Genomic DNA, 14346 nt, shown 5'->3' on the forward strand with positions numbered 1-14346 from the left:
GGAAGGCGGTTTAGAGGAAAAGCACAGCGCAGTTTTTTTTGTGACAAATTCGACATGAAAAGCTGATACTGTTCAGGTTTTTAGGGTATCGGGCAGCGCAGGTGCGAAACGCTTCGGGTTCCGCATCGATTGCAAACGAGGAGATTGCGGGCTGCCAGGGTATCCGCGGCGCATGACCGTCGGCAACGACGTTGCCGGCATCGACATCACACCCCATGAGAAGAAATCGTATGGCATTGCGGCGTGTTTCAACGGCGCTGCTGGTGGCTGGCCTGATTACCGCGCAATATGCGCACGCCCAGGTAACGCTCAACTTCGTCAACGCCGATATCGATCAGGTGGCGAAGGCGATTGGCGCAGCAACCGGCAAAACGATCATCGTCGACCCACGCGTGAAGGGTCAGCTCAATCTCGTTTCCGAAAACTCGGTGCCTGAAGATCAGGCGCTCAAGACCTTGCAGTCCGCGTTACGGATGCAGGGTTTTTCGCTCGTGCAGGATCACGGCGTATTGAAGGTCGTGCCGGAAGCCGATGCGAAGCTGCAGGGCGTACCGACCTACGTCGGCAATACGCCGGCCGCGCGCGGCGATCAGGTGATCACGCAAGTGTTCCAGCTGAAGAACGAATCGGCGAACAACCTTTTGCCGATCCTGCGTCCGCTGATCTCGCCGAACAACACGGTCGCTGCCTACCCCGCGAACAACACGCTCGTCGTCACCGATTACGCCGACAACGTGCGGCGTATTGCGCAGATCATCGCGGGTGTCGATACCGCAGCGGGTCAGCAGGTCGTCGTCGTGCCGTTGAAGAATGCGAACGCAATCGACATCGCGCAGCAGCTTGGGAAGATGCTCGACCCGGGTGCGATCGGCAGCACCGACGCGACGCTTAAAGTATCCGTTCAAGCCGATCCGCGTATCAACGCATTGCTGCTGCGTGCGTCGAACGGCGCGCGACTCGCTGCGGCTAAATCGCTCGCACAGCAACTCGATGCACCGACCAACCAGCCCGGCAACATGCACGTCGTGCCGTTGCGCAACGCGGATGCGGTGAAGCTCGCGAAGACCTTGCGCGGGATGCTCGGCAAGGCTGGCGATAGTGGTTCGTCGGCGAGCTCGAATGATGCAAGCTCGTTTAACCAGAACAGTGGTGGCAGCGGTTCGGGTGGCAACTTTTCAACGGGTACGTCGGGTACGCCGCCGTTGCCTTCTGGCGGACTCGGTAGCGGTGGCGGACTGTCATCGCTCGGCGGCAGCGGCAGCAGTGGTGGTGGAGGTCTTGGCGGCGGTAACAGCAATAACAACTCCGGTGGTCTGCTCGGCGGCGACAAGGACAAGGACGACAATCAGCCAGGCGGGATGATCCAGGCGGACTCGGCAACCAACTCGCTGATCATCACCGCGTCGGATCCGGTGTATCGCAACCTGCGCGCCGTGATCGACCAGCTCGACTCGCGCCGCGCACAGGTCTACATCGAAGCGCTGATCGTCGAGCTGAACTCGAACACGAATGCGAACCTTGGGATTCAATGGCAGATCGGGAATAACTCGCTCGTGGCCGGTACCAATCTCTCGAGCGGTAACAGCAATAGCATTATCAATCTGGCGGCGGCCGCTGCGAATCCAACCACCGGTGGTCTGGTGGGCGCGCTGTCTACTCTCCAGGGCGGCCTCAACGTCGGCTGGGTGCACAACTTCCTCGGCGTAAAGGGACTCGGTGCGTTGCTGCAGGCGTTTGCCGGCTCCTCCGATGCGAACGTGCTGTCGACGCCTAACATCATCACGCTCGACAACGAAGAAGCGAAGATCGTCGTGGGTACGAACGTGCCGGTCACGACGGGCTCGTATGCGAACCTCAACAGCGGTGCTGCTTCGCCGACTGCGTTCAATACAGTCGATCGGGTGGACGTCGGTCTGACGCTGGACATCAAGCCGCAGATCACCGAAGGCGGCCTGCTCAAGCTGCAGCTTGCGACGGAAGACTCGGCGATCGTGGGCGGCACGACCGACATACAGAGCAACCCGAACGGCCCCGAATTCAGCAAGCGCTCGATCCAGTCGACGGTGCTCGCCAACGACGGCGAGATCATCGTGCTGGGCGGCCTGATGCAGGACAACTACGTCGTCAGCAACACCAAGGTGCCGTTGCTGGGCGACATTCCGTGGCTCGGTCAGCTGTTCCGTTCGGAAAACAAGACCCGCTCGAAGACTAACCTTCTGGTGTTCCTGCGTCCTGTGATCATCCGGGATCGTGCGACCGCGCAGGCGGTAACGGAGAACCGTTACGACTACATCCAGGGCGTGACCGGCGCGTTCAAGTCCGACAACAACCTGATCAAGGACAAGGACGATCCAGTCGTGCCGCCGATGCCGCTCGGCCCGGCCGAAGGCGGATCGACGTTGAACCTGTTCGACGTCGACAAGATGCGGCGCGAGCAGATGATGCGGCCTCCGGTTACCGCTCCTGCAGCGGGTGCTCCGGCGAATAGCACGGGCACCAGCACCGAAGCACCAGGAGCCCATCCGTGAGCACGCCGGCACGCGCACCAGCCGACGCAGGTTCCGGCGGGCGCGAACCGCCGTCGCCGCTGGCGGCGCGGCTCGTTCCATACGGCTTTGCGAAGAGCGGGCAGATCCTCGTCGCGCATCAGCACGCAGACGGTCTCGAAGTGTGGATCGGCGAACGCACCAGCGACGCCGCGCTCGCCGAGGTCGCACGCAATTTTGGCGCGCTGTCGGTCGTGCGGATGCCCGCCGACGAACTCGCGCAGGCGATCAACCAGGCGTACGCGCGCCAGGACGGCAGCGCCGCGCAGGTGGTCGGCGAGGTGGAAGGCGAAGTCGATCTGTCGCGGCTGATGCAGGACATTCCCGAGGTCGAAGACCTGCTGGAATCCGAAGACGATGCGCCGATCATCCGCATGATCAACGCGCTGCTCACGCAGGCCGCGCGCGAACAGGCATCGGATATTCACATCGAACCGTTCGAGAACTCGTCGGTCGTGCGCTTTCGCGTTGACGGTACGTTGCGCGACGTCGTGCGGCCGAAGAAAGCGTTGCACGGCGCGTTGATCTCGCGGATCAAGATCATGGCGCAGCTCGACATCGCCGAGAAACGTCTGCCGCAGGACGGCCGCATCACGCTGCGCGTCGGCGGTCGGCCGGTCGACGTGCGGGTGTCGACATTGCCTACCGGTCACGGCGAGCGCGCGGTGCTGCGTCTGCTTGAAAAAGACGCGGCGCGATTGAACCTCGAAGCGCTCGGCATGGCGTCCGATACGCTCGCGAAATTCGACAAGCTGATCGCACGTCCGCACGGCATCGTGCTCGTCACCGGGCCGACCGGTTCGGGCAAGACGACGACGCTGTATGCGTCGATGTCGCGACTCGAAACCGCGACGACCAACATCATGACCGTCGAAGACCCGATCGAATATGATCTGTCCGGGATCGGTCAGACGCAGGTGAACGAGCGGATCGGCATGACGTTCGCGCGCGCACTGCGCTCGATCCTGCGGCAGGATCCGGACGTGATCATGATCGGCGAAATCCGCGACCTCGAAACCGCGCAGATCGCGGTGCAGGCATCGCTGACGGGCCACCTGGTACTCGCGACGCTGCACACGAACGATGCCGCGTCGGCAGTGACGCGGCTGACCGACATGGGCGTCGAGCCCTACCTGCTCGCATCGTCGTTGCTCGGCGTACTCGCACAGCGGCTCGTGCGTCGCCTGTGTCCGGTGTGTCGCGAAGAGCGCACCGAGATCGGTGAAGACGGACGGCCCCATACGCAATGGCATCCGGTGGGCTGCGACAAATGCGGCCACTCGGGTTACGCGGGACGTCGCGGCGTGTACGAACTGCTGCTCGTCGACGAAAACATCCGCTCGCTGATTCACCGTAACGCAGCCGACGCCGAGATTCTCGGAACGGGTCGCGCACAAGGGATGCGCACGCTGCGCGAGGACGGCGACCGCTGGCTCGCGTCGGGGCTGACGTCGCTCGAGGAAGTGATTCGTGTGACAGGCGGAGTGTAAGCGCATGCCGGCATTTCGTTTCGAAGCGATCGATGCGGCGGGCAAGGCGCAGAAAGGCGTGCTCGATGCCGACAGCGCGCGTAGCGCACGCACGCAGTTACGCACGCAGGGGCTGACGCCGCTTGTCGTCGAACCGGCCGCGACTCGCACGCGCGGTGCTCGGCAGCAGCGGCTGTCGCTGGGTCGTCGTCTGTCGCAACGCGAACAGGCCATCCTCACGCGGCAACTGGCGAGTCTGTTGATCGCAGGTCTACCGCTCGACGAAGCGCTGTCCGTGCTCACCGATCAATCGGAGCGCGACTACATCCGCGAACTGATGGCGTCGATTCGCGCCGAAGTGCTCGGCGGTCATTCGCTCGCGAACGCACTGTCGCAGCATCCGCGCGATTTCCCCGAGATCTACCGTGCACTCGTGGCAGCCGGCGAACATACCGGCAAGCTCGGTCTCGTGCTGTCGCGTCTCGCCGACTACATCGAGCAGCGCAACGCGCTCAAGCAGAAGATCGTCCTCGCGTTCACGTACCCGGCGGTCGTCACGCTGATCGCGTTCGGCATCGTCACGTTCCTGTTGAGCTACGTCGTGCCGCAGGTCGTCAACGTGTTCGCGAGCACGAAGCAGCAACTGCCGTTTCTCACGATCATGATGATGGCGCTGTCCGGTTTCGTGCGGCACTGGTGGTGGGCCGTGCTGATCGCGATTGCGGTGATCGTGTACATCGTGCGCGCGACGCTCGCGCAGGCGGGTCCGCGGCTCGCGTTCGATCGCTGGCTGCTCACCGCGCCGCTCGCGGGCAAGCTCGTGCGCGGCTACAACACGGTGCGCTTCGCGAGCACGCTCGGCATTCTGACCGCGGCCGGCGTGCCGATCCTGCGCGCACTGCAGGCCGCGAGCGAAACGCTCAGCAACGTCGCGATGCGCAACAACATCGACGACGCGATCGTCCGTGTGCGCGAAGGCACGTCGCTGTCGCGCGCGCTCAACAACACGAAGACGTTTCCGCCGGTACTGGTGCATTTGATCCGCTCAGGCGAAGCGACCGGCGACGTGACGACGATGCTCGACCGCGCAGCCGAAGGCGAGTCGCGCGAGCTGGAACGGCGCACGATGTTTATGACGAGTCTGCTGGAGCCGTTGCTGATTCTGGCGATGGGCGGCGTGGTGCTCGTGATCGTGCTGGCGGTGATGATGCCGATCATCGAGTTGAACAACCTGGTGCAGTGAAGCCGGCGCGATGCGCGCGCGGCGTTCAGCGCCGCGCGGTATGGGATGCGTCAGCGGACGTAGATGGTGGGGCCGGGCGCGTTGGCGGGCAGGAACACTTCGGAATGCGCACCGTTGCGGTCGATGACGATCGAGCGGGCACGGACCTCGGAGAGCTTTGCGCCCTGCATGATCGCGCTGCCGAGCGACACGGTATGCGGCGGTTCGCCACCGGTGCTGACGATGGCCGCGGCGCCTTCACGCAGCGCGAGAATGCCGAACAGATGCACGTCCTGATTGACGGTGCGTGTGAGCTGGCCGCCGAACAGCGTGGCCGCCTGTTCAGTCGACGCAGGCGCACGGACTGCGGCGGCGGGTACGGGCGCAGGATGCGACGTGAGCGTGACGACCCAATAGGTTGCCGTCGCGCATAACACGCCGAACAGTGCGAGCGAAATGAGGCGGATCTGGAGAGCGTTCATGGCGCACCATTGTACGGACTAATGTGAAATTTGCGTTGGGTTGAAACCCTGCGACAGCATGACATTAAAATGTCCGGCCGGACGCGCCCAGCGGTGCTGTAACGATACTGCACCGCGCGTCGTTCAGGCGAAATCGAACTTAATTTTTAAGAGGTAGCAAGCTATGCAGATGTGGACCAATCGCCGCGCTGAAATTGCGAGTGTGCGCGCTCGCCGTCAACGCGGGTTCACGTTGATCGAAATCATGGTCGTGATCGCGATTCTCGGCATTCTCGCCGCGCTGATCGTGCCGAAGATCATGAGCCGCCCGGATGAAGCACGCCGTGTCGCCGCAAAGCAGGACATCGGCACCGTCATGCAGGCGATGAAGCTGTACCGCCTCGACAATGGTCGCTATCCGACACAGGACCAGGGGCTGCGTGCGCTGATCGAAAAGCCGACCACCGAGCCGGTGCCGAACAACTGGAAGGACGGCGGCTACCTCGAACGCCTGCCGAACGATCCGTGGGGCAATGCGTATCAGTATCTGAACCCGGGTGTGCACGGTGAAATCGACGTGTTCAGTTACGGCGCCGACGGCAAGGCCGGTGGCGAAGGCAACGACGCCGACGTCGGTTCGTGGCAATAACGGTGACGGGCTGATTCTGTTCCCCTGCTCTATCGCCGGCACCATGCATTCGTTCAGCCCGTTCCGTTCGTGTCGTTCGCTTCATGCAGTCGCGCCGCATCGCGTGGATGGGCGCGGCGCGCGCCGGCAACGCGGCTTCACGTTGCTGGAAATGATGGTGGTGCTGGTGATTGCCGGGCTGCTTGTGTCGCTCGCGTCGCTGTCGCTGAACCGCAATCCGCGCACCGATCTGAACGAGGAAGCGCAGCGTCTCGCGCTGCTGTTCGAGACGGCCGGCGACGAAGCGCAGGTGCGCGCGCGGCCGATCGCGTGGCAGCCGCTCGACGACGGTTTTCGCTTCGACGTGCGCACCGAGGACGGCTGGCGTCCGCTGCGCGACGATCTGCTCGGGCAGCGTCGTTGGGAAGGCGGCGTGACCGGCGTGGCGATCGATTACCCGGGTTCCGATACGCACCCGAACCGCATCGTGTTCGGCACCGAAAGCATCGATACGCCGGTACAGGTCACGCTGTTTTCGTCGGTGGGCCGCGCGACGATCGTCGGGACGGGGAACGGTCGCTATGAGGTGCGCTGACATGCGGGCGCAAACACGGCCCGCGCACCGGGCAGGAAAAAAAGCGCGCGGCTTCACGATGATCGAAGTGCTCGTCGCACTCACGATCATCGCCGTGGCGCTGTCGGCATCGCTGCGCGCAGTGGGCAGTCTCGCGACCGGCGAGGCCGATCTGCACCGGCGTCTGCTGGCCGGCTGGAGCGCGGACAACGCGCTCGCGCAACTGCATCTGTCGCATACGTGGCCCGACGTCGGGTCGCAAAGTTTCGACTGCTCGCAGGGCAACCTGGAGCTGCTGTGTACGGAGCGTGTGTCGGGTACGCCGAATCCGCTGTTTCGTCGTGTGGAAGTGCTGGTGTCGATGCCTGGCCGCGAGGGCAATCTCGCAGAGATGGTGACGGTGGTCGCGAATGAAACCAACCGTTCGCTGTGAGCGCCGCGCGCCGCGAGCGCGCCGCATGCATGCCGGCGGCTTCACGCTGATCGAGCTGCTCGTCGCGATTGCGATTATGGCGGTGATTGCCGTGCTGTCGTGGCGCGGTCTCGACCAGATCGTGCGCGGCCGGACGACGATCACGAACGCGATGGAAGACGAGCGCGTATTCGCGCAGATGTTCGACCAGATGCGCATCGACGCGCGCGAAGCCGCGACCGACGACGAAGCCGGTCAGGCCGCGGTGTCGGTGGGCGGCAGCGTGTTGCAGATCGTCCGCGAACTCGATCCGCCGGGCGTTGCACCGCGTTTGCAGGTGGTGCGTTACCGGATCACCGAAGGACGTGTGACGCGTTACGCGTCGCCGCCGCTCGGCAATGCCGGCGATCTGCGTCGCGCGCTGCAGGCCAGCGACGAAAGCGGCTGGAGCAGCGTCGCGTTGATGGGCGGTGTCGGCGCGATCACCGCGCGGCTCTTCGTACCGAAGGTAGGCTGGACCATCCAGATGAACGACGTGCAGTCCGCGATTACCGAGAACGCGAACAATCTGAAGATTCCGCAGTTGGGGAGCGCGCCGTTGCCGCGCGCGGTGACCGGGCTCGAGGTGAGCATCGGTGCGACGTCGCTGAAGCGGCCTGTGACGCGTGTGTTCCTCGTCGGAGAATGAGATGCGATGCCTTGATGCGACGCGATTCGTGAAGCCGGCCGGCCTGGGCGCAAGCGCCGGTCGCGTGCCGGTGCGCGGTCGTGCCGTGCCGCATCGTCGTCGTACAGAAGCGAATCGCGGAGCGGCGATCATCAGCGCGCTGCTGGTGGTCGCGCTGTCGGCGATTCTCGTGTCGGGGATGCTGTACCGGCAGGAGGTGCAGATTCGCCGGATCGAAAACCAGCGGCTGCTCGCGCAGGCGCAGTGGGTGTCGCGCGGCGCGCTCGACTGGACGCGTCTGATCCTGCGCTCAGAAGCCGACACGTCGGCGGGTATTACGTATCTCGGCGGCGTGTGGGGTGTGCCGATCGCGCGCACGCGGCTCTCGGATTTCCTCGGGCAGATCGGCGACAAACGCGCAGGCGAAGGCTCGGCCACCTGGCTGTCGGGTTCGATCGAAGACGCACAGGCGAAATTCAATCTGCGCAACCTCGTGTCGTCGCCCGCGCCGGGCGTACTGCAGATGGACGCCTCGCAGATCCAGTGCTTCCAGCGATTGCTTGCGCTGCTCGGCCTCAACGGGTCGCTCGCGAAGACGGCGGCCATCAAGGTGCGCGCGTCGCTGCTGCGTTCGGCGACGCGCTTCCAGACGCAGGCGCTGAACACCGGCGCGACGCCGGGCCAGAGCGTGCCGGCCGGGGGCGACGTCTCGGGCGGCAACGACTTCACCGACAACCCCGGTCTGTCCAACAGCAACGACGACAGCGGTGTCGTGCCGCTGCAGTTCACGAGCGTCGATTCGCTGCTCGACGTGCCGGGCTTCACGCCCGACGTCGTCGCGCGTCTGCGGCCGTTCGTCACCGTGCTGCCCACCGCGACCGCGGTCAACATGAATACGGCGTCCGCCGAAGTGGTGGCGGCGGTCGTGCCGGGCATGAACCTGTCGAGTGCGCAGGCGCTCGTGTCGCGCCGCGAGACGGTGTTCTTCCGCAACGTCAGCGACGTGCAGCTCGCGCTGCGCGGCGCGGGCGTGCAGCAGGCAGTGATCGATCCGAACGAGCTCGACGTGAACTCCAGCTATTTTCTGGTCCACGGCCGCGTGCAGCACGAGCGCGCGGAAGTGGATCGCACGACGCTCGTGTATCGCGACGCGCTGACTCACACTACACGTATCGTGCGGGTACGCGACCAACTATGACCTACGTCCTTTCCGAAGAGAGCGGCCTTTGAGCACACTGATCGTCCTATTGCCGCCGCGCGATCCGGCGGTGCCGTCGCAGGAATGGCAACTGCCGGATCTGCCGTTCCTGCTGCTCGACAAGTCGGGCCGCACGCAGCGCGCGGGCCGTTCGTCGCTGGCGTTACTGCCGCGCGCGTCGTCGACGGTGCTGATCGTTGCCGCACGCGACCTGCTGATGCTCGCCTCTCCCGTGCCGCCGTTGAAGGGCCCGCGACTGCGCCAAGCGTTGCCGAACGTCGTCGAGGATCAACTGATCCAGGATCCGCAGACCTGCCACATCGCGGTCGACCCGAAGCCTTTCGACGGCAAGCAGCACGTGCTGGCGATCGTCGATCGCGGCTGGTTCCGCTTCCTCGTCGAGGCGTTCACGGCGGCGGGGCATCGTGCGGTACGCGCGGTGCCGGTTACGCGCTGTCTGCCGGTGCCGCTGGTGGCTGCCGCCGCGCAAACCGACATCGATGCCGCAGTGGCCGTGGCCGAAGCCGAGCAGACCGCCGATGCGGCGATCGTACCGCCGACTATTGTCGCCGCTGTGCTCGGCACGGTTGTATCCACTGCGCCGATGCTGCTCGGCGAAACGGCGCCGCTCGAAACCGCCGCGCCGCGTCTCGAACTCGCGGTCGCGCGCGGGTCGCTCGGCGAAGGGCTCGCGGTGCCGGCCGGCGCGATCGCGGGCACGCTGACGGCGCTTGCCGGCACCGCGCCGGTCGTGCTGCATGTACTCACTGATCTGCCGGGCAACGAACCGCGCCTTGGCTCGAACGCGCAGACCGAACTGGCCGCGCAGGTCGGCGGCGCTCAGTCGTTGCCGTTCGAAACGCTCGCGCGTCGTGCGCTCGAATGCCGCTTCGATCTGTGCCAGTTCGAGTTTGCCTCGCAGCCCTGGCGACTCGACCGCGCGACGCTGCGTCGGCTGCGTCTGCCGCTGATGCTCGCGGTGGCGTCGCTCGTGATCGCGGTCATCGGCGCGAACGTGCAGTGGATGATGCTCGCGCGGCAACGCGACGCAGTGAACGCGCAGATGACCGAACTGCTGCTGAACGCGTTCCCGAAAACGACCGTCGTGCTCGATGCGCCTGACCAGATGTCGCGTCAGCTGCAGCAGTTGCGCGTCGCGGCAGGCGAACTGTCGCCGGACGATTTCCTCACGCTCGCCGACGGCCTCGCCCGTTCGCTCGGACCGGTGCCGGTCAACGCCATCGCCGGGCTCGACTATCACGACCGACGGCTCGACGTCACGTTCAAGCCGGAAACCCGCGTCGATCCGGATCTCGGCAAGCGGCTCGCGAGCAACGGCCTCACGGGTGAGATCGACAGCAACACCGGCAAGTGGACGATCAGGGGCGGACAATGAAAGCGCAGTTACTCGAAGTCTGGAGCACCTTCTGGGAAGCGCGCAACGCGCGCGAAAAGGCGCTGCTCACGTGGGGCGGTGCGGTGCTCGCCGTGGTGATCGGCTGGTCGGTGTTGTGGGCGCCGGCGCAGGAAGGCCGCACGCGTCTGCGTGACGATTTACCGGCGATGCAGCGCCGTCTCGCGCAGATGACCGCGCAGGCCAACGAGGCGCGCACGCTGTCGGGTGCAACGCAAGGCGTCGCGCCTACCGGCGGCGCGTTGAAGGACGCACTGTCGACGTCGCTGACCGATCACGGCCTCGCGGCGACTCAGGTGCAGGTGATCGGCAACGTCGTCCAGGTGCAGTTGAAGAATGCGTCGTTTCCGGCGTGGACCGCCTGGCTCGATGACGTGCGCCGGCAGTTGAAGGTGCAGGTCGCGGAGGCACACGTCTCGGCGCTGAAAACCGACGGGCAGGTCGATCTGACGGCATCGCTGCAGCCGTCGACGGCGAAATGACCGCCTACGCTTGAAGGGTTCGCATGATTTTCTGGATGCGGCGCCTGCGCGTCGCGCTACCGTGGGTGCTGGTCGGCGCGCTGTCGTGCGCCATCGTGCTGGTCGTATTGCTGCCTGCCGCGTGGATCACCCCGCAGTTCGCGAAGTCGACGAACGGGCACATCAATCTCGTCGATCCGGCGGGCTCGTTGTGGAACGGCTCGGCGTCGCTGGTGCTCGCTGCGGGTTCCGATACCACCGCCGCTACGCTGCTGCCTGGACGGATCGAATGGCATACGGCGTTCTGGCCGCTGTTCACCGGACGTGTGCGGATGCAGATGCGTCAGAGCGAAGCGATGCCTGATCCCGTGACCGTCGATGCGACCGCGCGCGGCGCAACGATGACGGCCGGTGCGATTGCCGTGCCGGCCGCGCTGCTGACCGGGCTCGGCGCGCCGTTCAACACACTCGATCTGCAAGGGGATGTGCGGCTGTCGTGGACCGAGTGGCGCACGTTTCGCAGCGACGCGTTTGGTCAGTTGATCGTGACGCTGAACGACATGAGTTCGCGCGTATCGCGCGTGAAGCCGCTGGGTTCGTATCGCGTGGTGTTTCAGGCGGAAGGCGCGACGTCCACGCTTAATCTGTCGACGCTGAAGGGCTCGTTGCTGTTGAACGGCCAGGGGACCATCGGCGGTCCCGGTGCGTCGTTTCAGGGTACGGCGAGCGCGACGCCCGAGGCGCGCGACAACCTCGCCGGGCTGCTGAACCTGCTTGGTCGTCCGGTCTCGCCGGGGACGGTTGCGTTGACGTTCATGCGTTGATTGCCTGCTTCGGCGGTGTGACGCCGGGCGCTCAGTTGCTGCGAGCTTGTTGAGTGTCGGCGACCGGAGTTTGCGCGGTCGATGCGCTTGATGCCGCCGCCGGCGCCGCCGCATCACCCGTTTCGCGATTCATCTGCGCGACATCCCAGCCGCCGCCGAGCGCCTTCACCAGTCCCACCGACGACACCATCCGCTGACCCGCAATACTCGCGAGCTTCTGCTCCGCGAGGAACGCGGTGGTCTGCGCATTCAGCACGCTCAGGTAATCGACGGTGCCGGACTTGTACTGGTTCGTGACGATGTCGAGCGCCTGCTGTGCCGAATCGACCGCCTGCTGCTGGACGCCGATTTCCTGCGCGAGGATGCGCTGCGATGCGAGGTTGTCCTCGACGTCCTGGAACGCGGTGAGCACCGTTTGTCGATAGGTCGCCACCTGCTGGTCGTAGGCAGCGCGCGCGGCGTCGGTCTGCGCACTGCGCAGTCCGGCATCGAACAGCGTCGCCGCGAGTTGCGGACCGACGGTCCAGAAGCGCGACGGTGCGGTCAGCAGATTCGAAAATACCGAGTTCTCGAAGCCGCCGCTCGCGGACAACGTCAGCGACGGGAAGAACGCCGCGATCGCGATGCCGATCTGCTCGTTGGCCGCGGCCGCCTTGCGTTCCGCCGATGCGATATCGGGTCGGCGTTCGAGCAGCGCCGACGGCATCTGCGACGGCACGTCGGGCGGCGTGGCATCGAGCGGCACGCGCGGCAGCGAGAATGTCGATGCCGGTTCGCCGACGAGCACGGCGATCGCGTGTTCGTCCTGCGCGCGCGCGACGCCGTTGTCGATCGCGGCCGCCTGCGCCGATTGCAGCTGCGTGCGCGCCTGGATCACGTCGGAGCGCGCGGCGATGCCCTGCGCGTAGCGATTCTGCGTGAGCTGCAGCGAGCGGTTGTAGGCGGCGACGGTGTCGTCGAGCAGCTTTTGCTGCGCGTCGAGTGAGCGAATCGAGTAATAGGTTTGCGCGAGCGTGGCTTGTGCGGACAGGCGGGCGTTCGCGAGATCGGCGGCGGCGCCCTGCTGCCCCGCTTCCTGCGCGTTCACCGAGCGGCTGACCTTGCCCCACAGGTCGGGCTCCCATGTTGCGTCGAGCGACAGGTTGAAGCTGTTGTTGATCGAGCTCGCATTCCCGAACGACGACGACGTACCGCCGCCGCCCGAGTTGCGCGGCGTGCGTGCACGCTGGCCCGATCCCGCGAGGCTCACGACCGGAAAGTAAGCTGCACGCGCTTCGCCGACCAGCGCACGCGCCTGCCGGTAGGCGGCCGCGAACTGCGCGACGGTCTGGTTCGATGCGTTGAGCTTGTCTTCGAGCGCGTTCAGCTGCAGGTCGTTGTAGACGGTCCACCACGCGCCGCGGTCGTGCTGGTCGGCCGGCTGCGCGGTTTTCCAGCCGTCGGCGGCTTCCTTGTACGCAGCAGGAACAGACACCTCCGGCCGATGGTAGTCGGGACCTACCGCGCAACCGGCCAGCAGGCTCGCGATCGCAGCCGCCACCATCATGGCGAGCGTCGAAGTGCGTGGTGCGAACGCTACCGGGCGCGAGATACGGTCAGACTGCATGCGATGGATTCCTGTCGATTCGGTCGGCGGCCGGTCGGATAACCGGGCGACATGTCATGGGCGAACAAAGCGTAACGATGCGTTGCGGCGGCACTGGAATGGTAGCTTACGCGACGCCTCCAGCGGGAGATGGCAACGGTCATCGGACGGGCAGCAAGCGCGATGGGACCGGAGCGCGAACGCCGGCCTGCACGGCTGGCTACCGTCGACACAGGAGAGTAATGCGGCGAGTGTGGCGGGTGTGTTACGGAGGGTTCCGGCTGGTTACGCGGCGTTACCGGACCTGGCCGGACGACAGATCCTGATGACGCGTGGAGCGTTGCGCAGGCCCGGCGGCCGAGCGTCAAACGCGTTCGGTCGGACCTTGCCTTGCGACCTTGCCGGCGGCCGCTCGGCAGACCGGCGCATTGCCGCGCGCCTGGCAGATCGTGGAGCCTGGCACGAGCGAGCCGGCAGACGTCGCATCCTTGCCGGCCGCCGATGCCGATGCCGGCAGCAACGGCAGTTGCCGCATACCGGCGCCGTGCCCGGACTGAGCGTCGCGGCGCCCGCGTCGATGATCGATCCACGCGAAAAACAGCACCCCAAGCGATCCCCCGGGCAGCACGAACATCACTGCGTACAGCGCCAGTCTCCACCAACGGTGCGGACCCCGGAAGGTGTGCAGCGCGGTATCGGTCAGGGAGCGGCCCCAGCCGCCAAGGGTGTTTTTCAGGTACAGCATCGCGGACATCCTATCGTGGCGCAGGGTTGCGGCACGCGGCAAATCGGTCAGAACATGGTCTCGGGTAGCGCCGGAGCGCGTAACTCGTTGCCTGTCATAATATTGACTATGCAATGAAATCTCAAGATACTTCGTTGCAT

At 65.4% G+C, this 14346-nt stretch carries 14 protein-coding genes; 11 read left to right on the forward strand and 3 right to left on the reverse strand.

Translation table 11 applies throughout. The features are described 5' to 3' along the window. The first annotated feature begins 215 nt into the window (after positions 1-215). From gspD to gspF, 3 genes are read left to right on the forward strand one after another with little or no spacing between them, the layout of a single operon-like run. Positions 216-2528 (forward strand): type II secretion system secretin GspD, encoded by a 2313-nt coding sequence (gene gspD / locus E1748_RS23675; RefSeq protein WP_133649712.1) that lies wholly within the window; start codon positions 216-218, stop codon positions 2526-2528. Further along, positions 2525-4036: a type II secretion system ATPase GspE gene (gene gspE / locus E1748_RS23680; protein WP_133649713.1), complete on the forward strand. Its 1512-nt coding sequence runs from the start codon at positions 2525-2527 to the stop codon at positions 4034-4036. Before gspD ends, gspE begins: the two co-directional genes overlap by 4 nt. Before the next feature lie 4 nt (positions 4037-4040). Beyond that, the gene (gene gspF, locus E1748_RS23685; RefSeq protein WP_133649714.1) at positions 4041-5258 is read left to right on the forward strand and encodes a type II secretion system inner membrane protein GspF; all 1218 of its coding nucleotides are present in this window, start codon (positions 4041-4043) and stop codon (positions 5256-5258) included. Positions 5259-5308: 50 nt separating this feature from the next. Here the strand turns inward: gspF and E1748_RS23690 are convergent, their stop codons facing one another. After that, positions 5309-5719, reverse strand: coding sequence for a type II secretion system protein N (locus E1748_RS23690; RefSeq protein WP_133649715.1), 411 nt, complete (start codon positions 5717-5719; stop codon positions 5309-5311). A gap of 163 nt (positions 5720-5882) precedes the next feature. On the opposite strand from E1748_RS23690, the gene gspG reads away from it, so the two are divergent. Genes gspG through E1748_RS23730 form a run of 8 tightly spaced genes read left to right on the forward strand, consistent with a single transcriptional unit; the run spans position 5883 to position 11876 of the window. Further along, positions 5883-6347, forward strand: coding sequence for a type II secretion system major pseudopilin GspG (gspG, locus tag E1748_RS23695; protein WP_133649716.1), 465 nt, complete (start codon positions 5883-5885; stop codon positions 6345-6347). Between the two features lie 43 nt (positions 6348-6390). Next, on the forward strand, positions 6391-6921 hold the full coding sequence (locus E1748_RS23700) for a GspH/FimT family pseudopilin (protein ID WP_133649717.1): 531 nt from the start codon (positions 6391-6393) through the stop codon (positions 6919-6921). Position 6922: 1 nt separating this feature from the next. Next, positions 6923-7333: a type II secretion system minor pseudopilin GspI gene (gene gspI / locus E1748_RS23705; RefSeq protein ID WP_133649718.1), complete on the forward strand. Its 411-nt coding sequence runs from the start codon at positions 6923-6925 to the stop codon at positions 7331-7333. Next, on the forward strand, positions 7311-8000 hold the full coding sequence (locus tag E1748_RS23710) for a PulJ/GspJ family protein (protein ID WP_133649719.1): 690 nt from the start codon (positions 7311-7313) through the stop codon (positions 7998-8000). Before gspI ends, E1748_RS23710 begins: the two co-directional genes overlap by 23 nt. Before the next feature lies 1 nt (position 8001). After that, positions 8002-9177, forward strand: coding sequence for a type II secretion system minor pseudopilin GspK (gene gspK / locus E1748_RS23715; protein ID WP_133649720.1), 1176 nt, complete (start codon positions 8002-8004; stop codon positions 9175-9177). 28 nt (positions 9178-9205) lie between these two features. Beyond that, a complete protein-coding gene (gene gspL / locus E1748_RS23720) occupies positions 9206-10573 on the forward strand; it encodes a type II secretion system protein GspL (RefSeq protein WP_133649721.1) in 1368 nt (455 codons plus the stop codon). Further along, a complete protein-coding gene (gene gspM, locus E1748_RS23725; protein ID WP_133649722.1) occupies positions 10570-11073 on the forward strand; it encodes a type II secretion system protein GspM in 504 nt (167 codons plus the stop codon). Before gspL ends, gspM begins: the two co-directional genes overlap by 4 nt. A 23-nt stretch (positions 11074-11096) precedes the next feature. Further along, positions 11097-11876, forward strand: a complete 780-nt coding sequence (locus E1748_RS23730) for a type II secretion system protein N (protein ID WP_133649723.1) — start codon at positions 11097-11099, stop codon at positions 11874-11876. Positions 11877-11907: 31 nt separating this feature from the next. Here E1748_RS23730 and E1748_RS23735 read toward each other — a convergent pair whose 3' ends face one another. Together E1748_RS23735 and E1748_RS23740 are read right to left on the reverse strand one after the other, a co-directional pair. After that, positions 11908-13482: an efflux transporter outer membrane subunit gene (locus tag E1748_RS23735; protein ID WP_133649724.1), complete on the reverse strand. Its 1575-nt coding sequence runs from the start codon at positions 13480-13482 to the stop codon at positions 11908-11910. A 343-nt stretch (positions 13483-13825) separates the two neighbouring features. Further along, positions 13826-14206: a hypothetical protein gene (locus E1748_RS23740; protein WP_133649725.1), complete on the reverse strand. Its 381-nt coding sequence runs from the start codon at positions 14204-14206 to the stop codon at positions 13826-13828. Positions 14207-14346 lie beyond the last annotated feature (140 nt).

It is taken from the genome of Paraburkholderia flava (genome assembly GCF_004359985.1).
Lineage (GTDB): Bacteria > Pseudomonadota > Gammaproteobacteria > Burkholderiales > Burkholderiaceae > Paraburkholderia > Paraburkholderia flava.